25 protein-coding genes and 1 pseudogene are annotated in these 25,307 nt (G+C 70.6%); 20 read left to right on the top strand and 6 right to left on the bottom strand.

What is annotated here, in order from left to right; genetic code table 11:
- The first annotated feature begins 70 nt into the window (after positions 1-70).
- The 5 genes from IE267_RS23190 to IE267_RS23170 all read left to right on the top strand — a co-directional run bounded on the left by IE267_RS23190 (position 71) and on the right by IE267_RS23170 (position 4,752).
- A complete protein-coding gene (locus IE267_RS23190; protein ID WP_189764549.1) occupies positions 71-1,471 on the top strand; it encodes a DUF6421 family protein in 1,401 nt (466 codons plus the stop codon).
- 44 nt (positions 1,472-1,515) lie between these two features.
- Positions 1,516-2,271 (top strand): SDR family NAD(P)-dependent oxidoreductase, encoded by a 756-nt coding sequence (locus IE267_RS23185; protein ID WP_167155552.1) that lies wholly within the window; start codon positions 1,516-1,518, stop codon positions 2,269-2,271.
- Entirely contained in the window at positions 2,268-3,329 is a 1,062-nt protein-coding gene (locus tag IE267_RS23180) for a threonine aldolase family protein (protein ID WP_189764764.1), read from the top strand. Before IE267_RS23185 ends, IE267_RS23180 begins: the two co-directional genes overlap by 4 nt.
- 78 nt (positions 3,330-3,407) lie before the next feature.
- Positions 3,408-4,007 (top strand): transglutaminase domain-containing protein, encoded by a 600-nt coding sequence (locus IE267_RS23175; protein WP_189764548.1) that lies wholly within the window; start codon positions 3,408-3,410, stop codon positions 4,005-4,007.
- 13 nt (positions 4,008-4,020) lie between these two features.
- Positions 4,021-4,752 (top strand): B3/B4 domain-containing protein, encoded by a 732-nt coding sequence (locus tag IE267_RS23170; RefSeq protein ID WP_189764547.1) that lies wholly within the window; start codon positions 4,021-4,023, stop codon positions 4,750-4,752.
- A 4-nt stretch (positions 4,753-4,756) separates the two neighbouring features.
- On the opposite strand, the gene IE267_RS23165 is transcribed toward IE267_RS23170, so the two are convergent.
- Positions 4,757-5,488, bottom strand: a complete 732-nt coding sequence (locus IE267_RS23165) for a lysophospholipid acyltransferase family protein (protein ID WP_161245268.1) — start codon at positions 5,486-5,488, stop codon at positions 4,757-4,759.
- 263 nt (positions 5,489-5,751) lie between these two features.
- Here IE267_RS23165 and IE267_RS23160 point away from each other — a divergent pair, with 263 nt between their 5' ends.
- From IE267_RS23160 to IE267_RS23135, 6 genes are all read left to right on the top strand, one after another.
- Positions 5,752-6,099: a TlpA family protein disulfide reductase gene (locus IE267_RS23160; protein WP_167155564.1), complete on the top strand. Its 348-nt coding sequence runs from the start codon at positions 5,752-5,754 to the stop codon at positions 6,097-6,099.
- A gap of 186 nt (positions 6,100-6,285) precedes the next feature.
- On the top strand, positions 6,286-6,795 hold the full coding sequence (locus IE267_RS23155) for a flavin reductase family protein (RefSeq protein ID WP_161245270.1): 510 nt from the start codon (positions 6,286-6,288) through the stop codon (positions 6,793-6,795).
- Between the two features lie 200 nt (positions 6,796-6,995).
- A complete protein-coding gene (locus IE267_RS23150; protein ID WP_161245271.1) occupies positions 6,996-7,781 on the top strand; it encodes an electron transfer flavoprotein subunit beta/FixA family protein in 786 nt (261 codons plus the stop codon).
- A 105-nt stretch (positions 7,782-7,886) separates the two neighbouring features.
- On the top strand, positions 7,887-8,849 hold the full coding sequence (locus tag IE267_RS23145) for an electron transfer flavoprotein subunit alpha/FixB family protein (RefSeq protein WP_189764546.1): 963 nt from the start codon (positions 7,887-7,889) through the stop codon (positions 8,847-8,849).
- 163 nt (positions 8,850-9,012) lie between these two features.
- The gene (locus tag IE267_RS23140; RefSeq protein ID WP_189764545.1) at positions 9,013-10,311 is read left to right on the top strand and encodes a DUF6986 family protein; all 1,299 of its coding nucleotides are present in this window, start codon (positions 9,013-9,015) and stop codon (positions 10,309-10,311) included.
- An 89-nt stretch (positions 10,312-10,400) separates the two neighbouring features.
- Complete coding sequence (locus IE267_RS23135; protein WP_189764544.1) at positions 10,401-12,167, top strand: serine/threonine-protein kinase; 1,767 nt, start codon at positions 10,401-10,403, stop codon at positions 12,165-12,167.
- 41 nt (positions 12,168-12,208) lie between these two features.
- Here the strand turns inward: IE267_RS23135 and IE267_RS23130 are convergent, their stop codons facing one another.
- On the bottom strand, positions 12,209-13,246 hold the full coding sequence (locus IE267_RS23130; RefSeq protein ID WP_161248305.1) for a LacI family DNA-binding transcriptional regulator: 1,038 nt from the start codon (positions 13,244-13,246) through the stop codon (positions 12,209-12,211).
- Positions 13,247-13,405: 159 nt separating this feature from the next.
- Between IE267_RS23130 and IE267_RS23125 the strand changes: the two genes are divergently transcribed.
- From IE267_RS23125 to IE267_RS23105, 5 genes are all read left to right on the top strand, one after another.
- A complete protein-coding gene (locus IE267_RS23125) occupies positions 13,406-14,359 on the top strand; it encodes an ROK family protein (RefSeq protein WP_189764542.1) in 954 nt (317 codons plus the stop codon).
- Positions 14,360-14,863: 504 nt separating this feature from the next.
- Positions 14,864-16,159 carry an ABC transporter substrate-binding protein gene (locus IE267_RS23120; RefSeq protein WP_189764541.1) on the top strand — a complete coding sequence of 432 codons (1,296 nt, stop codon included), beginning with the start codon at positions 14,864-14,866 and terminating at the stop codon, positions 16,157-16,159.
- A 135-nt stretch (positions 16,160-16,294) separates the two neighbouring features.
- Positions 16,295-17,209, top strand: coding sequence for a carbohydrate ABC transporter permease (locus IE267_RS23115; RefSeq protein WP_189764763.1), 915 nt, complete (start codon positions 16,295-16,297; stop codon positions 17,207-17,209).
- A complete protein-coding gene (locus tag IE267_RS23110; protein ID WP_189764540.1) occupies positions 17,206-18,126 on the top strand; it encodes a carbohydrate ABC transporter permease in 921 nt (306 codons plus the stop codon). The genes IE267_RS23115 and IE267_RS23110 overlap by 4 nt, the downstream gene beginning before the upstream one ends.
- Positions 18,127-18,333: 207 nt before the next feature.
- Complete coding sequence (locus IE267_RS23105; protein WP_189764539.1) at positions 18,334-19,398, top strand: hypothetical protein; 1,065 nt, start codon at positions 18,334-18,336, stop codon at positions 19,396-19,398.
- On the opposite strand, the gene IE267_RS23100 is transcribed toward IE267_RS23105, so the two are convergent.
- The gene (locus IE267_RS23100; RefSeq protein WP_189764538.1) at positions 19,370-19,918 is read right to left on the bottom strand and encodes a hypothetical protein; all 549 of its coding nucleotides are present in this window, start codon (positions 19,916-19,918) and stop codon (positions 19,370-19,372) included. The two genes, IE267_RS23105 and IE267_RS23100, sit on opposite strands and share 29 nt — an antisense overlap.
- A 372-nt stretch (positions 19,919-20,290) precedes the next feature.
- On the opposite strand from IE267_RS23100, the pseudogene IE267_RS23095 reads away from it, so the two are divergent.
- Both IE267_RS23095 and IE267_RS23090 read left to right on the top strand, forming a co-directional pair.
- Positions 20,291-20,727: pseudogene (locus tag IE267_RS23095) on the top strand (SAM-dependent methyltransferase).
- 309 nt (positions 20,728-21,036) lie between these two features.
- A complete protein-coding gene (locus IE267_RS23090) occupies positions 21,037-21,381 on the top strand; it encodes a hypothetical protein (protein ID WP_189764537.1) in 345 nt (114 codons plus the stop codon).
- 27 nt (positions 21,382-21,408) lie between these two features.
- On the opposite strand, the gene IE267_RS23085 is transcribed toward IE267_RS23090, so the two are convergent.
- On the bottom strand, positions 21,409-21,762 hold the full coding sequence (locus IE267_RS23085) for a hypothetical protein (protein WP_189764536.1): 354 nt from the start codon (positions 21,760-21,762) through the stop codon (positions 21,409-21,411).
- A 205-nt stretch (positions 21,763-21,967) separates the two neighbouring features.
- On the opposite strand from IE267_RS23085, the gene IE267_RS23080 reads away from it, so the two are divergent.
- Entirely contained in the window at positions 21,968-23,173 is a 1,206-nt protein-coding gene (locus tag IE267_RS23080; RefSeq protein WP_229861383.1) for an RNA ligase, read from the top strand.
- A gap of 8 nt (positions 23,174-23,181) precedes the next feature.
- On the top strand, positions 23,182-24,105 hold the full coding sequence (locus IE267_RS23075; protein WP_189764534.1) for a phosphatase domain-containing protein: 924 nt from the start codon (positions 23,182-23,184) through the stop codon (positions 24,103-24,105).
- 26 nt (positions 24,106-24,131) lie between these two features.
- Here the strand turns inward: IE267_RS23075 and IE267_RS23070 are convergent, their stop codons facing one another.
- Both IE267_RS23070 and IE267_RS23065 read right to left on the bottom strand, forming a co-directional pair.
- Positions 24,132-24,848 (bottom strand): 2OG-Fe(II) oxygenase, encoded by a 717-nt coding sequence (locus IE267_RS23070; protein ID WP_189764533.1) that lies wholly within the window; start codon positions 24,846-24,848, stop codon positions 24,132-24,134.
- A gap of 145 nt (positions 24,849-24,993) precedes the next feature.
- Entirely contained in the window at positions 24,994-25,170 is a 177-nt protein-coding gene (locus tag IE267_RS23065; protein ID WP_167155607.1) for a DUF8839 family protein, read from the bottom strand.
- Positions 25,171-25,307: the final 137 nt, after the last annotated feature.

Here is a 25,307-nt window from a genome sequence, read left to right as displayed (position 1 = left end):
TCCTCTTGAGGGGAAGAACCGAACGCGGATACGGTGTCTTGACGCTAGGTTCTCCTGTGGAGGAAGTGACATGACGGAAATTCTTGTGCAGGACCCGGCCGTGGGGGGCGCAACAGCCGACCTGCGGGTGGTCGACCACCCCGCATGGCCCGCGCTCAAGAATGCCGTCGAGGAGATCCGGCCCTGGCAGTCCAAGGACGGCTCGATCGACTTCGACGCCGAGGGTGCCCCGTCCCGCGCGGTCGTCGACGCGACCCTCGACCAGGTGATAGCCGCCGTGGAGCAGCTCTCCCCGCTGCTCCCGCACGACGCCGAGTACCACCGCGCGCTCGTCGACGACCTGCGCAAGTGGTCCGACAGCGCCTTCGACGTGCCGGACTTCCTGGACTCGCTGATGCGCTTCCACCCGGCGGCCGACCGTGCCGACGGGCTCCAGCGTCTGGTCCTCTTCCCCATGTACACCCAGAACGGCAACCCCGACCGCAACCTCGAAGCGGTCGTCCTGCGCATGGTCTGGCCCGAGTGGCTCGCCGACCTGGAGGCCACCCGCTACGACAACCCGCTGTTCTGCGGCATCACCTTCGAGGACTTCACCGCGGGCTACGACACCCACTCCGCGGTCCTCTTCCCCGAGACCATCGCCGTGCGCGAGGCCCCCGAGCGCTTCACCTGGGGCGGCATCTTCTGCGACCGCGAGGCGGCCCGCTTCCGCGCCGTCACCGAGGCGTCCGTCGACATCCTCGGTCTCGAACTCCCCGCCGACATCCGGGAGTTGGTGTCCGACCAGGAGCGCTGCGAGAAGGCCTTCGTGCTGTGGGACATGGTGCACGACCGCACCCACAGCCACGGCGACCTGCCGTTCGACCCCTTCATGATCAAGCAGCGTCAGCCGTTCTGGATGTACGGCCTCGAAGAGCTGCGCTGCGACCTCACCGCCTTCAAGGAGGCGGTGAAGCTGGAGGCCGAGGGCAACCAGCACGGCCGTGACGTCCAGTACGCCGTGCTCTTCGACCGGATGTTCCGCTTCCCGGTCTCCGGCGACCGCGTGCGCAATTACGACGGGCTCGGCGGGCAGCTCCTCTTCGCCTACCTGCACAAGCACGACGTGGTGCGCTGGACCGACAACAAGCTGCACATCGACTGGGACCGCGCCCCGCAGGTCACCAACCAGCTGTGCGCCGAGATCGAGAAGCTGTACCGCGACGGCATCGACCGCCCCAAGCTGGTCCACTGGTTCGCCGCGTACGAGCTGGTCTCCACCTACCTCGCCCCGCACCCCGGATCGCGCTGGGCCAAGGGCCCCGACGCCCTGGACCTGACGCAGCCGCCGCGCAAGCTCGTCGACGACGTGCTTCCGGACGAGTTTCCGCTCAGCATGTTCTATGAGGCGCTCTCCAAGAAGCTGAAGAACGTGATCGCCTCCACCAAGGGGATCACCGCCGCTTCCGCCCCGGCCGGGGCCGCCGCGTGAGCCCTCGTACCAAAGGCTCGGAAGGCTCGGAAGGGGCGAGGAAGATGAACAACGGACCTCTCAACGGCGCCGTCGTCGCCGTGGCCGGCGCGGCGGGACCCGCCGGCCGGGCCGCCCTGCTCCGGCTCGCCGAGGCGGGCGCGGTCGTCGTGGGCGCCGACGCCGACGTCGAGCGCCTGGCCTCGGCCGTGGACGCCGCGCGGTACGCGCACGGCGGGGCCACCGTCACCGGCGACACCGTCGACCTCCTCGACCTGCAGGCAACCCGCGACTGGGCCGACCGCATCCAGAAGGACTTCGGGCGGATCGACGGCCTCGTCCACCTCGTCGGCGGCTGGCGCGGCGCCACCTCCTTCCCCGAGACCGACCTCGCCGACTGGGACCTTCTGGAGAAGCTCCTGATCAAGACCGTGCAGCACACCTCGCTCGCCTTCCACGACGGGCTGCTGCGCAGCGACCGGGGGCGGTTCGTCCTGGTCAGCCAGTCCGGTGCGCACAAGCCCACCGCGAACAACGCCGCCTACAACGCGGGCAAGGCCGCCGCCGAGGCGTGGACGCTGGCCCTCGGCGACGCGTTCCGCAAGGCAGGGATCACCGAGGGCGCCGACGGTCCGCAGGCCGCTGCTGCGATCCTGGTGATCAAGGCATTGGTGCACGACGCGATGCGCGCCGAGCGACCCCATGCGAAGTTCGCGGGCTTCACCGACGTCACCGAGCTGGCCGACGCCATCGCCGGAGTGTGGGACAAGCCCGCCCAGGAAGTGAACGGACAGCGCCTGTGGCTGACCCCCAAGCCGTGAGGACGGACGCGCGAGCGCACCACGACCCGGCGGTGCGCGGCTTCGCCAGCGACAACTACGCCGGCGCGCACCCCGAGATCCTCGCGGCCCTCACCCTCGCCAACGGCGGTCACCAGATCGCCTACGGCGAGGACGACTACACCGACCACCTCCAACGCGTCATCCACAGCCACTTCGGCGCCGGCGCGCAGGCCTACCCCGTGTTCAACGGGACCGGGGCCAACGTCACCGCGCTCCAGGCGCTGACGGACCGCTGGGGCGCGGTGGTGTGCGCCGAGAGCGCGCACATCAACGTGGACGAGGGCGGCGCACCCGAGCGCATGGCCGGGCTCAAGCTGCTCACCGTGGCGACGCCCGACGGCAAGCTGACGCCCGAGCTCATCGACCGGCAGGCCTGGGGCTGGGAGGACGAGCACCGTGCGATGCCGCAGGTCGTCTCGATCACCCAGAACACCGAGCTGGGCACGGTCTACACGCCCGACGAGATCCGGGCGATCTGTGACCACGCCCACGAGCGCGGCATGAAGGTCCATCTCGACGGGGCCCGCATATCCAACGCGGCCGCCTCCCTCGACGTGCCGATGCGCACGTTCACCAGCGTGGCCGGTGTGGACGTCCTGTCGTTCGGCGGCACCAAGAACGGGATGCTGTTCGGCGAGGCGATCGTCGTCCTCAACCCGGACGCGGTCCGCCGGATGAACCACATCCGCAAGATGTCCATGCAGCTCGCCTCCAAGATGCGCTTCGTATCGGTGCAGTTGGAGGCCCTGCTCGCCAAGGACCTGTGGCTGCGCAACGCCCGCCACTCCAACGCGATGGCCCAGCGCCTCGCCGAGGGCGTGCGCCAGGTCGACGGCGTGGAGATCCTCCACGAGGTCCAGGCCAACGCGGTGTTCGCGCGCCTGCCGCACGACGTCAGCGAGCGGCTCCAGAAGCGCTACCGCTTCTACTTCTGGGACGAGAACGCCGGCGACGTCCGCTGGATGTGCTCCTTCGACACCACCGAGGACGACGTCGACGGCTTCCTCGTGGCCCTGAAGGAAGAAATGGCACGATAGCCGCCACGACTGAATACATATGCGACCGGCCGCAAAGTCATTGACTTGTGGCCGGTCGCCTTCGTACGCTCGCGAGCCATGCAGCTCATCCAGCGCCACCCCCAACTCGCCGCCTATCTCGTCGCGGACGAGACCGTCGACCATGAACACCCCACGGTGCGGAACGCGGCAGCCCGCCTCAAGGGCGCCAAGGCCGACGCATACGCATACGCCAAGGCGGCCTTCGAGTACGTGCGGGACGAGATCCCGCACTCCAGCGACTCGGGCGATCTCCGGGTGACCTGGCGCGCCTCCGACGTGCTCGCGCGGCGCACCGGGATCTGCTCGGCCAAGGCGCACGCCCTGGCCGCGCTGCTGCGCGCCGAGCGCATCCCGACCGCGTTCTGCTACCAGCGCCTGACCGAGGACGGCGCCGCCCCCGCCCTGCACGGCCTCATCGCCCTCAAGCTGCCCGGCGCCGATGCCTGGGCGCGGCAGGACCCTCGCGGGAACGTGCCGCCCGGCGTGGACGCCCAGTTCTCCCTCGATCGGGAGCGGCTCGCCTGGCCCGTCCGTCCAGAGTTCAGCGAAGTGGACTATCCAGTACTCTTTGATGAACCGCATCCGGCGGTGGTCGCCGCGCTCAAGGCCGCGCCCGACCGGCCGTCGCTGTGGCCGATCTATCCGACCGAACTGTGAGGCACCACCGATCATGACGCTCGCACTCACCGTGTCCGACGAGGTCCGGACGCTCGCACCGGCCTTCACCCACGTCGCCGTCGAGGCCACCGGACTCGTCAACGCGCCCAGCGACGCGGCGAGTTCGGCCCTGCTCGACGACGCCGCACGCCGCCTCGCGCAGCACCTCGCGGGCCGGGCCCCGCACGAGGACCCGCACATGGCGGCCTGGCGCGCGGTCTACACCGCCTTCGGCTCCAAGCCCAACCGCACCCGCAACTCGGCCGAGGCGCTCGCCAAGCGGGCCCTGGCCGACGGCGGCCTGCCGCGCGTCAACCGGCTCGTCGACGTGTACAACGCGATCAGCGTCGCCCACCTCGTGCCGGTCGGCGGCGAGGACACCGGGCACATCGTGGGCTCGATGCGCCTGGTGCGGGCGAGCGGCGAGGAGCTGTTCCACACCGTCGCGGGCGGCGAGCCCGTCGTCGAGCACCCGGACGCGGGCGAAGTGGTGTGGCGCGACGACGAGGGCGTCACGTGCCGCCGCTGGAACTGGCGCCAGGGGGTGCGCACCCGGCTCACCGAACAGTCGGCCGACGCGCTCTTCCTCCTGGAGGGCATGGCCCCGCACTGCGACCTGGTCGCGGCCGGCGCCGAACTGGCCGAACTCCTGGAGAAGTTCAGCCCGGGGGCGCGGATCACCGTCCACCCGCCGGTCGGCGCCTCTGCACCCCTCACGCCCTCCGCGCCCTCCGTGCAGGAGTGACGATTCAGCCGGCCGCCTCGGCGGCCTTCACCTGCTCGGCCGTCGGCGCGGTGCCGCCCAGGTGCGCCGGCACCCACCAGGTGTCGCTCGCGTCCTTGGGGCGTACGGGGTAGGCGCGCTGCGCGGCCTCCAGGAGCTCCTGGCAGCGCTCGCGCAGCCGCCGGGTGATGGCGCCCGCGTACTGGTCCGCGGGCGCCTCCACGGGCTCACCGACGCGAATGGTGACCGGGATGTGACTGCGCTTGAAGTTGCGCGGCCGCCCCTTGGTCCACACCCGCTGCGTTCCCCACAGGGCCATCGGGATCAGCGGCACCCCGGCCTCCTGGGCGAGGCGCGCCGCCCCCGACTTGAAGCTCTTCAGCGTGAACGACTGCGAGATCGTCGCCTCCGGGAACACCCCGATCACCTCGCCGGAGCGCAGCGAGGCCAGCGCGTGCTGATAGGCGTCCTCGCCCTGCTTGCGGTCGACCGGGATGTGCTTCATGCCGCGCATCAGCGGCCCGGAGATCTTGTGCCGGAACACCGACTCCTTGGCCATGAAGCGCACCAGGCGCTTCTGCGGCAGCGCCGCGAGCCCGGTGAAGATGAAGTCCAGATAGCTGATGTGATTGCTGACGAGCACCGCCCCGCCGGTGCGCGGGATGTTCTCCGAACCCTGGGTGTCGATCTTCAGGTCGAGCGCCTTGAACATCGTGCGTGCGGCGCCGATGACCGGCCGATAGACGAGTTCTGCCATCAGAGGGGAGACCCTTCGTGTGCCCGGGGAGGGTGCTCCCGGAGTCATAAGTTACGCGCCCGTAGGTTTCGGGCTTTGGGCAGATGGTGCCCGATACGAGCCGAGCTGGCCAGTCCTGGCGCTGTGCACAGGGGAGATTCTCGTCACGTCTTCGCAGGTCGGAGCCCAGGGGGAATCATTGCGGGCCGCTGCGTGCTGCAACCGTACGTGAGCGCAGGTAGTGGCCGTGTGAAGACGCGGTCGAGCGGGCGGAGGCAGGGCGCGTGGGTGATGACGGCGGGCGCAGGCTCGACGAGGGCGAGTTGGGTGCGGGCCTCGGCCGGCGGGCCACGCTGGTGCAGTTCTCGAGCGCTTTCTGCCAGCCCTGCCGGGCGACCCGGCGCACCCTGGCGGAGGTCGCCGCCATGGTGGACGGCGTCACCCATGTGGAGATCGACGCCGAGGAACGGCTCGTTCTCGTGCGGGACCTGGGCATCGAGCGCACCCCGACGGTGCTCGTGCTCGACGCCGCGGGCCGCATCGTGCGCCGCGCCGCCGGACAGCCGCGCCGGGCGGACGTCATCGCCGCGCTCGGCCGGGCCGTGCGGGACACGCCCTCGGAGGCGCAGTGAGGGATCTCCCACATCCCGGAAGGCACTTGACTGCGAGCGCGCTCAATCGTCAGTCTGACGATGTGCCGACAGACCTCCTTCTCTATGGACGCGCCCATGTGGACCTCGCCCGTAACGCGAGCGCGCGCTGTCCGGGCTGCTGATCACCCGCAGCCCTTGTCGCACCTCTTGCAGAAGGACAATTCCATGACGGCTTCGCCCGAGCTCGGTACCGCCCAGACCGCCTCTCCCGAACTGCTCAGGTCGGTCTTCCGCCAGCACGCCGCCGGTGTCGCGGTGATCACCGCCCAGCGCGCCGGCCGGCCCGTCGGCTTCACCGCCACCTCCCTCAACTCCGTCGCCGCCGAACCCCCGTTGCTCTCCTTCGGGATCGGCACCGGTTCCTCCAGCTGGCCCGTGGTCGCCGAGGCCGACCACATCGGCGTGCACATACTGGGCGAGCACCAGCAGGACCTGGCCGCCACCTTCGCCCGCAGTGGCGCCGACCGGTTCGGCCCCGACACCGCCTGGCGCGCAGGCCCCGAGGGCGTGCCCGTCCTGGACGGCGTGCTGGCTTGGCTGGTGTGCAAGGTCGTGGCCCGCATCCCGGCCGGTGACCACCGCATCGTGCTCGGCCAGGCGGTCCTCGGAGACCCGGCCGGAGCCGGCCGTCCCCTCCTCTACCACCAGGGCCGCTTCAACGCGCTGCGCGACTGAAAGTTCCCTGATCACGTCGATTACTCACCGTTGGCAACGTCACAGTTCAAAGCGCTTGCTCAGTGGGCACAAGCTGGGTGTACTGACGAGTAATATTTCGTTCGGAGCGCCGGTCGCCCCGACCGGAAACCGCCCCATCAGGCGCCTATGCTGCGTGCAACAAGGCAGCCCAGAAATGACGATGCAGTAGGAGAGCCGGCGTGAGCTTGAGGATCGTTGTCTGTGTGAAGTACGTGCCCGACGCCACCGGCGACCGGCACTTCGCCGATGACCTGACCGTCGACCGCGACGACGTCGACGGCCTCCTTTCGGAGCTCGACGAGTACGCGGTCGAGCAGGCACTGCAGATCGCCGACGAGGCGGACGACGCGGAGATCACCGTGCTGACCGTCGGCCCCGAGGACGCCAAGGACGCGCTGCGCAAGGCGCTCTCCATGGGTGCCGACAAGGCCGTCCACGTCGAGGACGACGATCTGCACGGCACCGACGTGATCGGCACCTCGCTGGTCCTGGCCAAGGCCGTCGAGAAGACCGGCTACGACCTGGTCATCTGCGGCATGGCCTCGACCGACGGCACCATGGGCGTCCTTCCGGCGCTGCTCGCGGAGCGCCTCGGCGTCCCGCAGGTCACGCTGCTCTCCGAGGTCTCGGTCGAGGACGGCGTCGTCAAGGGCCGCCGCGACGGCGACACCGCCTCCGAGCAGCTTGAGGCGTCCCTGCCGGCCGTCGTGTCCGTGACGGACCAGTCGGGCGAGGCCCGCTACCCGTCCTTCAAGGGCATCATGGCCGCCAAGAAGAAGCCGGTGGAGTCCCTGGACCTGGGCGACCTGGACCTGGAGGCCGACGAGGTCGGCCTGGAGGGCGCCTGGACCGCGGTGGACTCCGCGGCCCAGCGTCCGGCCCGCACCGCCGGCACGATCGTCAAGGACGAGGGCGAGGGCGGCAAGCAGCTCGCCGAGTTCCTCGCGAGCCAGAAGTTCATCTAAGTGCGGCGCCGGCCCGGGAACCTTCCCGGCCGACCGCGCATTTAGGGCTCGCCGAGCCCCTCAACTGCCCGCCTTTTCTTCGCACTTGCAGGAGATTGAAGTCCCATGGCTGAAGTTCTGGTCTACGTCGACCACGTGGACGGCGCCGTCCGCAAGCCCACCCTCGAACTGCTGACGCTGGCCCGCCGCATCGGCGACCCCGTCGCCGTCGCCCTCGGCGCCGGTGCCGAGAACACCGCCGCGGCCCTCGCCGAGCACGGTGCGGTCAAGGTCCTCACGGCGGATGCCCCCGAGTTCGCCGACTACCTCGTCGTACCGAAGGTGGACGCGCTCCAGGCCGCGTACGAGGCCGTCTCCCCGGCCGCCGTGCTCGTCCCCTCCTCCGCCGAGGGCAAGGAGATCGCGGCCCGCCTCGCGGTCCGCATCGGCTCCGGCATCATCACCGACGCCGTCGACCTCGAAGCCGGCGACGAGGGCCCGGTGGCCACGCAGTCCGCGTTCGCCGCCTCCTTCACCACCAAGTCCCGCGTCTCCAAGGGCACCCCGGTCATCACGGTCAAGCCGAACTCGGCCGCCGTGGAGGCCGCCCCGGCCGCGGGCGCCGTCGAGGCGCTGTCCGTCACCTTCTCCGCCCTCGCCACCGGCACCAAGGTCACCTCGCGCACCCCGCGCGAGTCGACCGGCCGCCCCGAGCTGACCGAGGCCGCGATCGTCGTCTCCGGCGGCCGCGGCGTCAACGGCGCCGAGAACTTCTCGGTCATCGAGGCCCTCGCCGACTCGCTCGGTGCGGCCGTCGGCGCCTCGCGCGCCGCGGTGGACGCCGGCTGGTACCCGCACTCCAACCAGGTCGGCCAGACCGGCAAGTCCGTCTCGCCGCAGCTCTACATCGCCAACGGCATCTCCGGCGCCATCCAGCACCGGGCCGGCATGCAGACCTCGAAGACCATCGTGGCCGTCAACAAGGACGCCGAGGCCCCGATCTTCGACCTCGTCGACTACGGCGTCGTCGGCGACCTGTTCCAGGTCGTCCCGCAGCTGACCGAAGAGGTCACCTCGCGCAAGGGCTGACCTGCGAGTTCAATCCGGTCCCGGGGCCGCGTGGTGATCTTCACCGCGCGGCCCCGGGTCGTTTCGGACAACCATTGACGCAGAAGGACCAGCCCATTAACTTCGCTATACGGATTGTTGATTCCGTGAAGCGGAAAAGTTTCGACCGTGTGGAGGGTGCAGGATGGGTCAGCAGGAGCAGGTGGCAACGAGCCTCGCCGGCGTCGTCAGCGAGGAGATCAGTGCCTCGCTCGTCGCCGTGGACGAGGAACTCGCCCGCCGATACCCGGGCGACCCCGGCACCCGCCAGCCCGTACACACCGTCTACGTACCCGGCGACGCCTTCACCGCGGACACCATCCGCACCTGGGGCGACCAGGCCCTGGCCGCGCTCGACGAGCACGCCCCCGACGCGGCCTCCTTCGCCCGGGTCCTCGGCATCCCCGACGAACTCGCCGCCCCCGTGTACGACCGGGTCCGCGCCAAGCTCACCCGCGAGCCCATCGAAGACCTCCGCGTCGACTTCGAGGACGGCTACGGCCCGCGCCCCGACGCCGAGGAGGACGCCGACGCCGCCCGCGCCGCGCGCCTCATCGCCGAAGCCTTCAAGAACGGCACCGCCGCCCCCTACATGGGCATCCGCATGAAGTGCATGGAAGCAGCCGTACGCGACCGCGGCATCCGCACCACCGACGTCTTCCTCACCACCCTCATGCAGAACGGCGGCCTCCCCGAAGGCCTCGTCCTCACCCTGCCCAAGGTCACCTACCCCGAGCAGGTCACCGCCTTCGTCCGGCTGCTCAGCGCCTTCGAGAAGGCCCACGGCCTGCCCGCAGGACGGCTCGGCTTCGAGATCCAGATCGAGACCAGCCAGTCCATCCTGGCCGCCGACGGCACCGCCGCCGTCGCCAAGATGATCGACGCCGCCCAGGGCCGCGCCACCGGACTGCACTACGGCACCTTCGACTACAGCGCCTGCGTCGGCGTCTCCGCCGCCTACCAGGCCAGCGACCACCCCGCCGCCGACCACGCCAAGGCCGTCATGCAGGTCGCCGCCGCCGGCACCGGCGTACGCGTCTCCGACGGCTCCACCAACGTGCTGCCCATCGGCACCACCGAACACGTCCACGAAGCCTGGCGCCTCCACTACGGCCTCACCCGCCGCGCCCTGGCCCGCGCCTACTACCAGGGCTGGGACATGCACCCCGGCCACATGCCGACCCGCTACGCGGCCGTCTACGCCTTCTACCGCGAAGGCCTGGAGCAGGCCGCAGGCCGCCTCGCCGCCTACGTCGCCAAGACCGAAGGCGACGTCATGGACGAGCCCGCCACCGCCAAGGCGCTCAGCGGCTACCTGCTGCGCGGCCTTGACTGCGGCGCCCTCGACACCGCCGAGGTCGCCCGCCTCACCGGCCTCACCCGCGCCGACCTCGACGCGTTCGCCTCGCCCCGCCGCGGCAGCCTCACCGTCACCGCCCCGTAGCAGGACCGGGACCCCACGCCCGCAAGGCCCGCCACCCCTGCCCCGTACCCTGTACGCGACCACAATCGCCACACAGGGACGGGGCAGCGGTGAGCACGGGGGAGAGCCAACTACTGGCCGGCCGGTACCGGGTCGTCGAGCGGCTCGGCCGCGGCGGCATGGGCGTGGTGTGGCGCGCACACGACGAAGTCCTCGGCCGTGAGGTCGCCGTCAAGGAACTGCGCACCTTCACCGACGCCTCCGCACCCGAACTGGGCGACCTGAAGCTGCGCATGCAGCGCGAGGCCCGCGCCGCCGCCCGCGTACGCCACCCCTCGGTCGTCGCCGTCCACGACGTCACCGAACACGACGGCCGCCCCGTCATCGTCATGGAACTCGTCGACGGACCCTCCCTCGACGACGTCCTCACCGAACGCGGCCCCCTGGAACCCGGCGAAGCCGCCGCCATCGGCGCCCACGTCCTCGGCGCACTCGCCGCCGCCCACCAGGCCGGCGTCCTGCACCGCGACGTGAAACCCGGCAACATCCTCCTCGACGCCTCGGGCCGCGTCGTCCTCACCGACTTCGGCATCGCCGCCATGGACGACCCCGGCGACGGCTCCGCCACCCACCTCACCCGCAGCGGCGAACTGGTCGGCTCCCTCGACTTCCTGGCACCCGAGCGCGCCCAGGGCCACCAACCCGGCCCCGCCTCCGACGTCTGGGCACTCGGCGCCACCCTCTACGCCGCCGTAGAAGGCGCCGCCCCCTTCCGCCGCACCTCCACCTGGTCCACGCTCAACGCCATCGTCGTCGAACCCCCGCCCCCGGCACGCCGAGCAGGCCCCCTCGGACCCGTACTGCTGCGCCTCATGGACAAGGACCCGGCCCGCCGCCCCGACGCCGCGACCGCGGCCCGGCTCCTCGCCGAGGTCGCCGAAGCCGCCAGGACCGCACCGGCCACGGACACCCCGCCGACCGCTCCAACAGCCGTACGCACCACCCCCATACGGGCCGGGGCCGAACCCGCCCGGCCCCCGCGCGACGCGACCGTACGCGACGTCGTACCCCACCGCCCCGAAGGATTCGGACCGCCGGCCACCCCCGCTCCCCAGCCCCCCGCGCCCCACCGGTCCGAAGGCTTCGGCCCCCTGGTGACCGACCTCCCCGCCGCACACCCGGCGGAGCCCGACCGGCCGGCAGCGGCCCCACGCGGACACGGCAAGGCCCTGATCGCAGCCGCGGTGACCGCCGTCGTACTCATCGGCGGGGGAGCCGCCTACGCGCTCCTCGGCCAGGACGACACCACCGCCGGCCCGCACGCGGCAGGAGCGACCAACAGCGCCGCCCCCGGCGCGGCGGACGACCAGGTCGGCGCCGCCGGCCTCGGCACGGCACGCCCCACCACGCCGCACACCCCCAACTCGCCCACCCCCAGGGCCAGTTCAAGCACCAAGGCGCCCGCCAAGGACGACCCCGCGAAGGCAGAGAAGCCCGGCGCGTCGCCCGACCCGAAGAAGAACACCCCGAGCACCCCCGCCGGCGCAGGCACGGGCGGCACAGGCGGCACGGGAGGCACCGGCGCACCCCCGGCCGGCAGCTGCGCACCCATCGCCGGCGGCAGGTTCAACTGCCAGGTCTGGCGCGCCGCGAAATCCATCCGCCCGAACGGCTCCGCCGCCGGCGTACTCAACAGCGGCACCAACTACTTCTACTGCCAGACCGACCTGGGCCGCCGCGAGACCTACGGGAAGTGGACCAACACCTGGTGGGCCAGGACCGACGACGACAGCGGCAACACCAACGTCTACGTCAGCGCCGTCTACCTCAAGGGCGGCGACAACAACCAGCCCGTCCCCGGACTCAAGACCTGCTGAACCGGGCCGCCCGCCGCCGTGAACCTGCCGCCCCGCCCCGGCTACCCGCCGGCGGGCGGCGGGACCTCACCCGAACCGCGCTGGATCAGGGCGGTAGGCAGCTCGACCCGGGCCGGCGTCCCGTCCGCGCCGTCGAGCCGCCGGAAGAGCAGCTCCGCGGCCGTACGGCCCAAGGCGGCCGCATCCTGCGAGATCACCGTGATGCCCAGCAGATCGGCGAGCTCGATGTCGTCGAACCCCACCAGCGCCACCGGCCGCTCCCGCCCCGCGAGAACACGCACCGCCGTGACCGTCACCCGGTTGTTGCCCGCGAACAACGCCGTCACCCCGTCCGGCCCGGCCAGCATCGACTCGGCCGCCACCCGCACCCGCTCCGGGGACGTCGAACCGAGCGACACCCACGCCTCGTCGACCGGCAGATCCGCGTCCGCCATCGCCGCGTGATAACCCCGCAGTCGCTCCGTGGCCGTGTGGATGCGGGGCTGGTCACCGATGAAGCCGATCCGCCGGTGCCCGTGCGCGATCAGATGCGCAACACCCGCCCGGGCACCGCCGAAACTGTCGGACAGAACCACGTCCGCGTCGATCCGCCCGGCCGGGCGGTCCACGAACACCGTGGCCACGCCCGCCTTTATCTCCGGCTCCAGATACCGGTGGTCCGACCCGGCCGGAATCACGATCAGACCGTCCACCCGGCGCGCACAGAACGCAAGGACCAGCTCCTGCTCACGATCGGCGTCCTCCGCGCTCGAACCGTTGATGAGCAGCGCCCCGTGCTCCCGCGCCACCTCCTCGACCGCCCGGCTGAGCGGCCCGTAGAACGGGTCGGCGAGGTCCTCAAGGACCAGACCGATCGACGCGGTACGGCCCTTGCGCAGCACCCGGGCACTGTCATTGCGCCGGAAGCCCAGCGCCTCGATGGCCTCCTGCACCCGCCGCTCGGTGTCCGGCGTCACCCCCGGTTCGCCGTTGACCACCCGGGACACCGTCTTGAGGCCGACACCGGCGCGCGCGGCGACATCCTTCATCGTCGGGCGGTTGCCGTAGCGGGACTCGGGGTGGCGGGCGTTATCGGCCACAGTGCGCTGTCCTGTCGTCGTCGGGAGGCGTCCGGCGGGATCCGGTGCCATAACGGTCTGTGTGGCGTCGAGCATAGGCCCTGGACAACGTTGTCACATGCAGGGAGACTCTCATCTTGACCTGCTGTTACCCGTCCCTCACCAGGAGATCCGACCTCGATGCACACCGATTTCGTGGCCGCGCTCGACATCGGCGGCACCAAGATCGCCGGAGCTCTGGTGGACGCCGACGGCCGGCTTCTGCTGCGGGCCCAGCGGCCGACTCCCGCCCACGAGGACGGCGACACGGTGATGCGCGCGGCGGAGGCGGTCCTCGCCGAGCTGACCGCGTCCCCGCTGTGGGAGCGTACGGGAGCCGTCGGCATCGGCAGCGCCGGGCCCGTCGACGCCTCGGCGGGCACGGTCAGCCCCGTCAACATCCCCGGCTGGCGCGGCTTCCCGCTGGTCGAGCGGGTGCGCGCGGCCACCGGCGGCCTGGACGTCCAACTCGTCGGCGACGGCGTCGCGATGACCGCGGCAGAACACTGGCTCGGTGCGGCGCGCGGCCACGACAACGCCCTGTGCATGGTCGTGTCGACCGGCGTCGGCGGCGGGCTGGTCCTCGGCGGCAAACTGCACCCCGGCCCCACCGGGAATGCGGGCCACATCGGCCACATCAGCGTCGACCTCGACGGCGACCCCTGTCCGTGCGGCGCGCGCGGATGCGTCGAGCGGATCGCCAGCGGCCCCAACATCGCCCGCCGTGCCCTGGACAACGGCTGGCGCCCCGGCCCCGACGGCGACACCTCGGCCGCCGCCGTGGCCTCGGCCGCCCGCTCGGGCGACCCGGTGGCCGTCGCCTCCTTCGCGCGTGCGGCCCAGGCTCTGGCGGCCGGCATCGCGGCGACCGCCACCCTCGTCGAGATCGACATCGCGGTCATAGGCGGGGGAGTGGCCGGCGCGGGCGACGTGCTCTTCGCGCCCCTGCGCCGATCGCTGCGCGACTACGCGACGCTGTCCTTCGTCCAGAACCTGACGGTGGCGCCCGCCCTGATGGGTACGGACGCGGGACTGGTGGGGGCTGCTGCCGCGGCGTGGGGGACGCGGTCGGAGGAGGCGGCGCTGCTGAAGTGACGGACAGAATCTGAAAGTTGATGTCGGTCAGCTGCGATCCGTCCATCGTCATGCGCCGATGTGCTCACGCGCCGGCGTGCTCGTGCGCCGACGTGCTCGTGCGCCGATGTGCTCACGCGCCGACGTGCTCACGCGCCGACGTGCTCACACGGCACCCCCGCTCCAGCGCTCCGACCACTGATCCGCCACCGCCGTGAACCACCGAACCGGCCACCTGACGTCCCGTCACACCTGCCTCTCCGCCCCCACAAGGTAGGACGACATCATGCCCCTGCCAACCGCCTCTCCGCGGCGAGCGTTTCCGGTGGGGCTTGTTGGAGTCTGTTGGGTGAGAAGCGGTAACGGTTGTCTGGCATTGCGTCAAAACCCTTGACGGCACTCCGACTTGAGGGTGTTATCCAAGCCTCGCGTTTGGTTGTGTTGGGTTGCACCCCGGAGGAGGGGGACATGGCGCAGTCATCGTTCAACGGTCCTACAGCAGCCGATGGCGTGCCGGGACATCGGATGTCTCGGCGAAATATCCTGCGGGGTGCGGCGATCGGCGCCGGGGCGGTCGCGCTGCCCTCGCTGCTCGCGGCCTGTGGCAGCGGGCCCGGGGGCGACGCCAAGACCATCCGGCTGGGCTCGAATTCGTCGGACGCCGTGCCCAAGAAGGCATTCGCCGACGCGTTCGCCGCGTACGAGAAGCAGTCCAAGGAAGGCCGCAGGATCAAGGTCAACACCGTTGACCACAACACCTTCCAGGAGAACATCAACCGCTATCTCCAGGGCAAGCCGGACGACGTCTTCATGTGGTTCGCGGGCTACCGCATGCAGTTCTTCGCGCAGAAGGGGCTGCTGTACGACATCAGCGACCTCTGGACCGGTTTCCAGGGCTTCTCCGACGCGCTGAAGGCGCAGTCGACCGGCGCGGACGGCAAGCAGTACTTCGTGCCGTACTACTACTACCCGTGGGCGGTCTTCCACCGCGCGAGCCTCTTCACCCAGCACGGCTACACGGCGCCGAAGACCTTCGACCAGTACGTGGACCTGGCCAAGCAGATGCAGAAGGACAAGCTCGACCCCATCGCGTTCTGCGACAAGGACGGCTGGCCCGCCATGGGCACCTTCGACTACCTCAACATGCGCAGCAACGGCTATGAGTTCCACAAGAGTCTGATGGCCGGCAAGGAGGCGTGGACCGACAAGCGGGTCAAGGACGTCTTCGACAGCTGGCGCCGCCTTCTCCCTTACTGCCAGCAGGGTGCGAACGGCCGCACCTGGCAGGAGGCGGCCCAGAGCCTGCAGAAGAAGCAGTCCGGTATGGCCGTGTTCGGACTGCCGCACGTGGGCCAGCAGTTCCCGAAGGCCGAACAGGGCGACATCGCGTTCTTCCCCTTCCCGGAGATAGACCCGCAGTACGGGCAGGACGCGGTCGAGGCCCCCATCGACGGGTTCCTCCTCGCCAAGAACGCCAAGGAGCTGAAGGACAAGCAGTCCATGCAGAGCGCCAAGGACCTGCTCACCTGGCTCGCCACGCCCAAGGCGGAGGACGTGTACCTCGCGGGCGACCCGAACAACATCGCGGTCAACAGTGGGGCGGACACGTCCGCTTACAGCCAGTTGCAGAAGAAGGCGGTGGAGCTGGTCTCCGGGGCCAAGCAGATCTCGCAGTTCATGGACCGCGACACCCGGCCCGACTTCGCGTCCACGGTGATGATCCCGGCCATCCAGAAGTTCATCGGCAACCCGAAGGACGTGGACGGGCTCGTGAACGACATCGAGCGCCAGAACAAGAGCATCTTCGCCTCGGAGGGCTGAGAGCGCCCTCCGCGCCCGACGCCGCGCCCTCCCGACGCGCCACCCCTTCCCCTCGGCGCCCCACCTCTTCCGCTCGACGCATCACTCTCCTGCCTCCAACCAGCCCAATTCCGTTGCGACTTGGAGTACTCAGCCGTGGCGCTCATCACCGCGCGGCGCGGAGGGCGACGAGGTCCCAGGCGGTTCACCGCCCGTGATCTCGTCGTCCTCGGCGTGCTGCTTGGCCTGCCCGTACTGCTCGACATCGCCATCGTGTGGGGCCCGACCCTGGCCTCCGTCATCCTGTCCTTCACCAGCTGGGACGGCGTCGGCGCCGTCAAATGGGTCGGCACGCGGAACTACACCGACCTCTTCACCAACTACCCGCCGTTCTGGCCGGCGGTCCGGCACAACCTCATGTGGCTGGGCGTACTGGGCTTCGTGGCAACGCCGTTCGGGCTGCTGCTCGCCGTGCTCATCGACCGGGGCGTGCGGTTCAGCCGCTTCTACCAGTCGACGCTGTACATGCCGGTCGTCCTCTCGCTCGCGGTCGTCGGCTTCATCGCGCAGCTCGTCTTCTCCCGGGACCAAGGGGCGCTGAACGCGCTGCTCGGCCATACGGCCGACCCGACCGACTGGCTCGGCGACCCGGACCTCAACATCTGGATGATCCTGCTGGCCGCGGCCTGGCGGCACACCGGGTACGTGATGATCCTGTACCTGGCGGGCCTCAAGGCCGTCGACCCCTCGCTCAAGGAGGCCGCGGCCATCGACGGCGCGAGTGAGCGCCAGACGTTCTTCCGGGTCGTCCTCCCGACGCTGCGCCCGGTCAATGTGATCGTCGGGGTGATCACGGTCATCGAATCGCTGCGCGCCTTCGACATCGTCTACGCCGTCAACCACGGGCGCAACGGCCTCGAAGTGCTGTCGGTGCTCGTCACCGACAACATCATCGGCGAGGCCAGCCGCATCGGGTTCGGCTCGGCGATCGCGGTGGTGCTGCTGACCGTCTCCCTCGGGTTCGTCATCACGTACCTGGTCCAGGAGATCCGAGGGGAGAAGAACCGATGACCATCACCCACACCGTGACCCCAACCGCCGCACAGAACAAGCCTGTTGGCGCCGCGCGACGCCGGGTGCGGCCGGGGCGCCTGGGCGTGCACGCGTTCCTCATGGCGGTCTCGCTCGCCTTCCTCGCCCCCCTGCTGCTCGCCGTGTACGCGTCCTTGCGCCCGTACGAGGAGACCTCGCGCGACGGCTACTTCTCCCTCCCCAAGCATCTGTCCTTCGCCTACTACAAGCAGGCGTTCAGCGACTCGGGCATGACGAAGTACTTCGTCAACACCCTGATCATCGCGGTGCCGGGGGTGGTGCTCGTCCTGTTCCTCGCCGCGTTCGTGGCGTTCGCCGTCTCGCGCCTGAAACTGCGCGGTGCCATGGCCCTGTTGATGCTGTTCACGGCCGGCAACCTGCTCCCGCAGCAGGTGATCGTGACTCCGCTGTACGTGGTGTTCAACCGCATCCCGCTGCCGTACGGGATGTCCGACTCGATGACGATGTTCGACTCGTACTGGGCCGTCATCGTCGTCCAGGTGGGCTTCCAGATCGGCTTCTGCGTCTTCGTCCTCGCCAACTTCATGCGGACTCTGCCGCAGGAGATCCTGGAGGCGGCGATCGTCGACGGCGCCGGCGTATGGACCCAGTACTGGCGCATCACCCTGCCGCTGTGCCGCCCCGCCCTGGCAGCCCTGGCCACGCTCCAGTTCACCTGGATGTACAACGACTTCCTGTGGGCCCTGGTCTTCATGTCCGACGGCGACAAACTCCCCATCACCTCGGCCCTGAACAACCTGCGGGGCCAGTTCTTCACGGACTACAACCTGCTGGCGGCCGGGTCGGTCATCGTCGCCCTGCCCACCCTGATCGTGTTCCTGCTCCTGCAACGCCACTTCATCGCGGGGCTCACGCTGGGGTCCAGCAAGGGGTAGGCGGAGTCGCGTTGGTACGCGGCGGGTACGCCCTCTTGCCCCCTCTCTGTGGCGCTTGCACTCTGTGAAGTGGGAACTTCGCAGTCCGTGACGGGGGAGGGGCGGATGACAGGACGACCCGGCGATCATTTACGCCAAACACGGCCCGCATGGGAAAGGCTCGAAGACAAGATCCTGGTCCACACGAAGGTCAGTGTCCGAGGGGGCATGGGCACGGCTCTGGCGGCCGACGCGCACGACGGCGTCGTGCTCTGCGGGGCAGCCGCGCTCCCGACGGCCGGCATTCTGCACCGCCGGACGCAAGGCGGACGGCTCCAACTCGTCGACCCCGACACCTATGGCAGCAACGCCACAACCGAACAGCCCTACCAGTTGGGGCGCGACCGCGGCCCTGGGCAGGACCCCCTGTTCGGGCAGGACTCCCTGTTCGGGGAGGACGAGCTCAGCCTGCTCCGAACGACGGTGAACGCGCAGCTGCACCGGGGGACCGTTGCCGGTCTGACGCCCACGCGATACATCGAGGGCGGCGACCGCGAGGCCGTTTCGGCGGTCGTCGAGGGCGCCAGGAATCTCGATCCCGATCGCAACATCCTTACCCTGCCACTCGACTACAAGTGGTTGCGCGCACCCGATGATCTCGACCACCTCATCACGGCGCTCACCGGCCTGCCCCACGTCAAGGCTGTCGCCCTCGGAGCCGCGATGAATCCTCTGACGACCAGAGGTGCCGTCGCAGCACTGCGTCACCTGATCAAAAGCGTGGACCGAATCGCGCTCGTCCGCACCGATCTCGCAGGGCTCGATGCCTATGCCCACGGAGCCCTCTTCGTCTCCATCGGCATGCAGACCTCCATGCGGCACGTCAGTCCGCCCGGAAGCGTCCCGCCGCGGCTTCCCGAGGGCCGCAACGTCACCACGGTGGTTCTCCATCCGCAGTTGATGGACTACTTCAAGGCCGACAGACTCCGGGAGCACTACGGCAGGCTCCCCTCTCCGCTGTGCCACTGCCCTGTCTGCCACGGCCGCAGCCTCTTGCGCTTCGAGCACTGCGCCAGCGATCGGGAGGAGGCCAACCGCCACAACATCGCCACATGGTGGCCCTGGGCCGACGAACTCCAGCGGACGGCCCCGGGCGCCGCCCGACGTAACGCCTGGCAACAACTGTGCCGGGACGCCCTCGTCGCGGCCCAGGACCTGCGCGAGGAACTCGCCGACCCGGGGGCCCTGGAGGCGCCCCGCTGGCTCACGGCATGGGCCGGGGAATCCGCCTAGCCGCCGTCAGCTCCCCGTAGACCTGTTCCGCGAACAGCCATCCGGCGGTCGTATGCCTGAAATGTGATGACGACCGGGGCGCCACCAGCAACTCCGGCGCCGCACCGCCGTGCCCGCATGCCACCCCCAGGCCGTACAATCCCGCCTCCATCACCAGGAGCTCCGAACCGGCGGCCGGGCCGTCCAGCCATACGGCCGACACCGTGTACGCGCCGAAACGGCCCGCCCGCAACAGCGCTCCACGACTTGGCCGCACGGCGCGCACCACCGCCAGGTCGACCTCTAGCGGGGCCGCCAGGCGGCGGACGAACTCGCTGCCTCGCCGTTCCACGACGTCAGGGGGGCAGCGGCGGATCAGTCTCCGCTCCCTCGGCGTCAACGACTCCGCGGCGACGGGCAGGCCGACAGGCATGTGCGACAGTCCCTCCAACTCGGCGGGGTCCAGCACCGGTCCCACGCCCTTCCGCGCGCGGCGCTCGGCCTCCGCGACGTTCAACCGGTAGGCCAGAACCGCCGGCACACCGCGGACCGTCAGCTGCGCCACCGACGAGCCGGGCGGCAAGCGGCCTCCCGCCACCACCTCACAGACGCGCTCAGCAGTACCCGGATATGGATCGGAAGACATCACACACGTCCCTCTGGAACGACTACGCACAGCACGCAACCACAAAAGCGACGGCTTCGGGACCAGTACCGGGCAACGTGAAATTCGGTGGAGGCCTCCGTCCGGGACGGCCTACCGTGCGGCGTCGAAGATCCATCCGTATGAACGAGGTGTTTTTGATGACGGTCCGAGCAACGACTGCCGCCCCCGGCCGGGAGTCCCGCGCACACGCCCTGACCGCATCACACCGAAGGAACCCCTCTCGTGGCTCTGCCCCGCATCTTCACCATGCGCGAAAGTAGCCACCGCCTCCACAACCCCGTTCACCCCCGAGAAGCTCGCCGTCCTGGGCCGGGCGCTGCGTCTGGCTCCGGGGACGCGCGTGCTCGACCTCGCCGGCGGATCGGGCGAGTTGCTGTGCACCTGGGCCCGCGGCCACCGCGTCGCGGGGCCGGGGTGGACATCAGCACGGTGTTCACCCGCAACGCCCGCGCCCGTGCCGCCGAACTCGGTGTCGAGGACCGGGTCGCCTCAGTGCTGCTGCGCCGACCGCACGGACGATTACCTGGTCCCTGCCGGAGCTGATGGAGCGGTTCGGTGACGGCAACCCCGGCGACGAGCCGGCCGAGGACGTACGCGCCGAACTCGCCGCAGAGCCCGCCCGCTGCGCGCGGTACCAGCGCGAGCACCTCGGCTGGGGAGTCTTCGCGATGATCGGCCGCTGACGGCCCCGCGCATCCTCGAAGCTCCGCCTGGTCCTCGACGACGCAACCATGATCGCGCCGGTGGGGATGAAGCGGACAGGCTTCCGGTGTGCCTCAACCTCCCCACCGGCGTGGTTCGTTGAGGAGACGAGCCGCGCTCGGCGCCCCCGCGAGCAGGCGTCCAGGCAGCCTCAAGCGGGCGTCGACCAAAAGTCGAGGTGGGCGCCACATGGTCTGCGGTCTCAAGCAGACGCTCGACCGCGGCAGCCCGGACTTGAGGTTCGATCAAGGCCGGGCCGCGCCGGTCGCAGCCCGACCTCGGAGGTCGCCATGACCGTCGAACTGCACGTCGCCACGGCTCTCCTGCACGACCTCGACCCGGCGCGCAGCCCGCTGCCCGGCCGTGAAGTGGCCCGCAGGCCGAGCCCGTTGGACCCCAGGGTCACCATCGTGGACCTGGAGGCCCCCGACGCGCCCGAGGGTGCCGCACTCGTGGACCCCATCTTCCGGCGCGAGGGGTTCCGCGACATCCGCATCACCGAGATCCGCTGGTACGACCGCGACGGCTACTTCATCGCGCCCAGCATCCAACTCGCCCCCGGCATCCCGCTCGTCCCCGGCACCCCGCCCGCACCCGGCGTTCAGCTCGCGCCCTGCGTCCCGCTCGCGGCGTGAGTCCCGCGGCCGCCGGGGAAACCCGGCTCAGCGGAACTCGTGCACGACCTCGATCCGGCCGACGATGTGGGCGTTGAAGTCATCCAACTCCTCGGCGGGCACCCACAGTTCGAGGATGTCCCGGCCGCCGGCCCGGCGGACGGGGTAGCGGCGCACGAACTCCGAGTCGACCTCGAAACGGGTGACGAAGCCCGCCCCGTCGAAGCGGACGTTCCAGTCCCGCGCGATCGTGACGGCGTAGTCCTCGTTGAGGACGGGGTAGAAGATCGGCTGCTCGGGCAGCCGGCGCGGCCAGGCGCGGAAATCGAGGTCCCGGACCAGCTCCAGTTCCCGGGGGCCGGTGGGGCGCCACAGGGTCGTCGTCGCTCGCGGGCTGGTCATGGGGACCTCTCTCGGTCGGCCGACGGCCTGTGCCGACGGTCTGTGCCGACCGTCCTGGGAGTCGACCGTAGCCGCAGGTCAGGCGCTTCGGCCACGGGATATCGCCCGGGTTGCGGGCGGTGCGCGACGCAGATCGAAAATGCGTGGCCCATGCGCCGCCCCGCGGTCAAGCTGCTGTCGACAGCCCACCCATTCTGGAGCAGCAGTGATCGACCTCGACCGTCTCATTCCGTCCGCGGGACTGGCCTCCGCCGTCGCCGCGGGGCACGTGGTGCGCAAGGCGCATCCCGAACTGCCGCTCTCCATCTACTCGTACAGCAGGGCGTGCCAGTACGAGCAGGCGTGGGACGAGGTCACCACGCGCTGCCGCGGCCTCGTCGTGGACGATCTGCGCGGATTGGTCGTCGCGCACTGCCTGCCCAAGTTCTTCAACGTGGGCGAGCACGGCGTCGGCCGGCCCTACGCGCCCCCGCTGCCCGACGAGCCCTTCGAGGTGTTCGACAAGGTCGACGGTTCGCTCGGGATCGTCTTCCACTACGACGGGCGCTGGCGCGCCGCCTCCCGGGGGTCCTTCGCGTCCGAGCAGGCCACCTGGGCGAGCGCCTGGCTGGACGCGCGGGACACGGGCAAGCTGCGTCCGGGGGTGACGTACCTCGCGGAGATCCTCTACCCGGAGAACCGGATAGTCGTCGACTACGGGGGCCGGCGCGACCTCGTGCTGCTCGCCGCGTACGAGGCGACGGGCGAGGAGATCGAGCTGTCCCGGGCCGCGCAGGACTGGGCGCCGGTCGGCTCCGTCGCCCGGGCCTGGCCCCCGATGGCGCTCGCGGAACTCATCGAACGCACCGGCTCCAACGCGCACGCCGACGGCCGCGAGGCCACCGGCACCGACGCCGAGGGCTACGTCGTCCGGTACGCGTCCGGGCTCCGGGTCAAGGCGAAGATCAGCGAGTACGTGCGGCTGCACAAGGTGCTGACCGGCATCACCGAGCGCGACATCTGGCGCTTCCTCGGCATCCGCCGGTTCGCCGGACGCGACCCCAAGCGGGTGGCGCAGACGCTCGGCTGCGGCCCCGGCGAGATCGCCGAACTCGCCGCGGACGGCGCCGACCCGCTGGAAGCTATGCTTCAGCAGGTCCCGGACGAGTTCGACACCTGGGTGAAGGGCGTCGCGGCCCGTCTGGACGCGCAGGCCGCCGAGCCGGCCCGGCTGGCCGCCGAGCGGTTCGGCGAGATCGCCCATCTCGCCCAGGACCGGGGCGCGTTCGCCCGCGCCGCCCAGCGGATCCCGGACAGTACCGTACGGGCGGCCGTGTTCCAGCTGCTCGACGGCCGGGACATCGACCTGATGATCTGGCGGTCCGTCAAGCCGACGGCCGCCGACCCTTTCACGAACGACGAAGAAAGCTGACTCCTGCCATGCCCACCGTGCACGTCATGACCGGACTGCCCGCCTCCGGCAAGACCACCGCCGCCCGCAAGCTCGTCGCGGAGTCCGAGGGCCGGTGCCGGCGCGTCAACCTCGACGACCTGCGGGGCATGTTCGACGACGCGGGCAACCGGCGGGAGCGGTCGCACACCGCCGAGCAGAGCGTCCTTGCGGTCCAGGACGCCGCGGTGCGCGAGACGATCGCGGCCGGGTTCGACGTCGTCGTCGACAACACCCATCTCACCTCGCACATCCCCAAGCGCCTCAAGGCGGCCGTGGTCGGGCGGGCCCGGTTCGTCGTGCACGACTTCACCAACGTGCCCGTCGAGGAGTGCCTGCGCCGCGACGCGGCCCGTGCCAACCCCGTCGGCGAGGAGATCATCCGGCTGCTCGCGGACCGGCACGCCAAGGCGGTGCGGGGCGGCTGGCGCCTGACGGACGCCTGGATGAACGACACCGTCGTCCTCGCCGAGCTGGTGCCCTACGTGCCGGACACGTCCCTGCCCAGCGCGGTGATGTGCGACATCGACGGCACGCTCGCGGTCAACCTCAACCGGAACCCGTACGACTTCACGCGCTGCGAGCAGGACGGCCTCAACGGCTCCGTCCGGGACGCCCTGATCGGCTTCCGGCAGGCGCACGGGGACACGATCGTGCTGCTCTCGGGGCGGGGCGAGGAGTACCGGCCGCAGACCCGGGCGTGGCTCGCCGCGCACGACGTGCCGTACGACGAGCTGTGGATGCGGCCGGCCGGTGACGGGCGGCGCGACGACGTGGTGAAGGCGGAGCTCTTCGACGCCCATGTGCGCCACCGGTTCGCCGTGCGCGTCAGCCTCGACGACCGTGACCGTGTCGTCGCCGTGTGGCGCCGCCTGGGCCTGCCCACCTGGCAGGTCAACTACGGTGATTTCTGAGGGAGTTCGGACCCGAGGGGCCAGTCCTACGCCGCGTCGTGGAAGACGAGGCCGAGGGTGTGCCGCCGGCCCGAGCGCACGGCGCTGACTCCGTGCCGCACCGGCGCGGCCGACCAGCCGCGCCGGGAGGGTACCGGCCGGTCCCGGGTGGTGAAGATCAGCCCGTGGCCCTGTGGCACCAGGGTCGCGGTGCCCCGGGACTGCGCGCGCGGCCGCTGCTCCACGAGGAGGAACTCGCCGCCCGTGTAGTCGGTGCCGGGCGCGTCCAGGCCGATGACGACCTGGAGCGGGAAGACCGCCTCGCCGAACAGGTCGCGGTGCAGGGCGTTCCAGTCGCCGGTCCCGTAACGCAGCAGGATCTGGGCGCCCTTGCCCTGCCCGGCCTCGTGACAGCGGGCCAGCCACTCCTCCAGGGTGTCGGGCCAGGGAGCGGGCCGTCCGAGGCGCGCGGCCCAGTCGCGGGCGACGGGAAGCAGCAACGGGTAGAAGGCGGCCCGCAGCTCCTGGACCAGGTCGGGCAGCGGCTCGGCGAAGTAGCGGTACTGCCCGGACCCGAAGTGGTGCCGGGCCATGTCGACGGTCGAGCGGAACCGTTCGGTGCGGTCGTAGGTGTCGGCCAGGGACCGGCACTGGGCCGGGGTGAGGAGACGCCGGGTGGGCGCGCAGCCGTGGGCGTCGAGTTCCTCGACGATCCTCGGCCAGTCGCCCGCGCTCACGCGGTCGGCCGTGCGGGTGCTGGACATGGGGACCCTCCGATGTGCGGGGCGGCGGGCGTACGGCCCGGGGCCCGAGTGGTGCTGCACATCGAGGGTCGCGCCCGCCGTCCGCCGCGACCGGCGGAAATCGGACGTCGCCCTGCGGCGGCCGGGGGGACCGGCCGCCCGTGCGTCAGACGGCCGGCTCCGGTGCGGGGCGCGGAACGACCACCAGGAAGGCGTCGCTCTCCAGGTCCATCACGACCTCCGCCGCGAGCCCCTCGTTCCTGCGGTCCCGCGCGAACTCCTCGGCAGGCCAGTGGCCGCGCGGGCCGCCCGCGGGAAAACGTTCCAGTACTGTCCGACGCATTTTTCGCGCCCCCTTGTGTCTCTTTTGGCACTCGCACAACGACGTTTCCACCGTCGGCGTTACGGCCCCCCGTGGCCGGTGCTCGTACATCAGGACGCTTTTGGGGGCCCGACGGTGGCACCCGGCAAGCAACAGCC

The sequence above is a fragment of the Streptomyces xanthochromogenes genome (genome assembly GCF_014650455.1).
GTDB lineage: Bacteria > Actinomycetota > Actinomycetes > Streptomycetales > Streptomycetaceae > Streptomyces > Streptomyces xanthochromogenes.
The sequence above is the reverse complement of the archived record's forward strand: the minus strand, read 5'-3'. Positions and strand labels throughout refer to the sequence as shown.

Coding starts and splice junctions, on each gene's coding strand:
- IE267_RS23155 (WP_161245270.1), top strand. CDS start 6,286: ATGACGGCTTCGCCCGAGCTCGGTACCGCCCAGACCGCCTCTCCCGAA.
- IE267_RS23185 (WP_167155552.1), top strand. CDS start 1,516: ATGAACAACGGACCTCTCAACGGCGCCGTCGTCGCCGTGGCCGGCGCG.
- IE267_RS23065 (WP_167155607.1), bottom strand. CDS start 25,170: ATGCGTCGGACAGTACTGGAACGTTTTCCCGCGGGCGGCCCGCGCGGC.
- IE267_RS23075 (WP_189764534.1), top strand. CDS start 23,182: ATGCCCACCGTGCACGTCATGACCGGACTGCCCGCCTCCGGCAAGACC.
- IE267_RS23165 (WP_161245268.1), bottom strand. CDS start 5,488: ATGGCAGAACTCGTCTATCGGCCGGTCATCGGCGCCGCACGCACGATG.
- IE267_RS23085 (WP_189764536.1), bottom strand. CDS start 21,762: ATGACCAGCCCGCGAGCGACGACGACCCTGTGGCGCCCCACCGGCCCC.
- IE267_RS23125 (WP_189764542.1), top strand. CDS start 13,406: ATGCACACCGATTTCGTGGCCGCGCTCGACATCGGCGGCACCAAGATC.
- IE267_RS23110 (WP_189764540.1), top strand. CDS start 17,206: ATGACCATCACCCACACCGTGACCCCAACCGCCGCACAGAACAAGCCT.
- IE267_RS23090 (WP_189764537.1), top strand. CDS start 21,037: ATGACCGTCGAACTGCACGTCGCCACGGCTCTCCTGCACGACCTCGAC.
- IE267_RS23070 (WP_189764533.1), bottom strand. CDS start 24,848: ATGTCCAGCACCCGCACGGCCGACCGCGTGAGCGCGGGCGACTGGCCG.
- IE267_RS23175 (WP_189764548.1), top strand. CDS start 3,408: ATGCAGCTCATCCAGCGCCACCCCCAACTCGCCGCCTATCTCGTCGCG.
- IE267_RS23145 (WP_189764546.1), top strand. CDS start 7,887: ATGGCTGAAGTTCTGGTCTACGTCGACCACGTGGACGGCGCCGTCCGC.
- IE267_RS23170 (WP_189764547.1), top strand. CDS start 4,021: ATGACGCTCGCACTCACCGTGTCCGACGAGGTCCGGACGCTCGCACCG.
- IE267_RS23140 (WP_189764545.1), top strand. CDS start 9,013: ATGGGTCAGCAGGAGCAGGTGGCAACGAGCCTCGCCGGCGTCGTCAGC.
- IE267_RS23120 (WP_189764541.1), top strand. CDS start 14,864: ATGTCTCGGCGAAATATCCTGCGGGGTGCGGCGATCGGCGCCGGGGCG.
- IE267_RS23105 (WP_189764539.1), top strand. CDS start 18,334: ATGGGCACGGCTCTGGCGGCCGACGCGCACGACGGCGTCGTGCTCTGC.
- IE267_RS23190 (WP_189764549.1), top strand. CDS start 71: ATGACGGAAATTCTTGTGCAGGACCCGGCCGTGGGGGGCGCAACAGCC.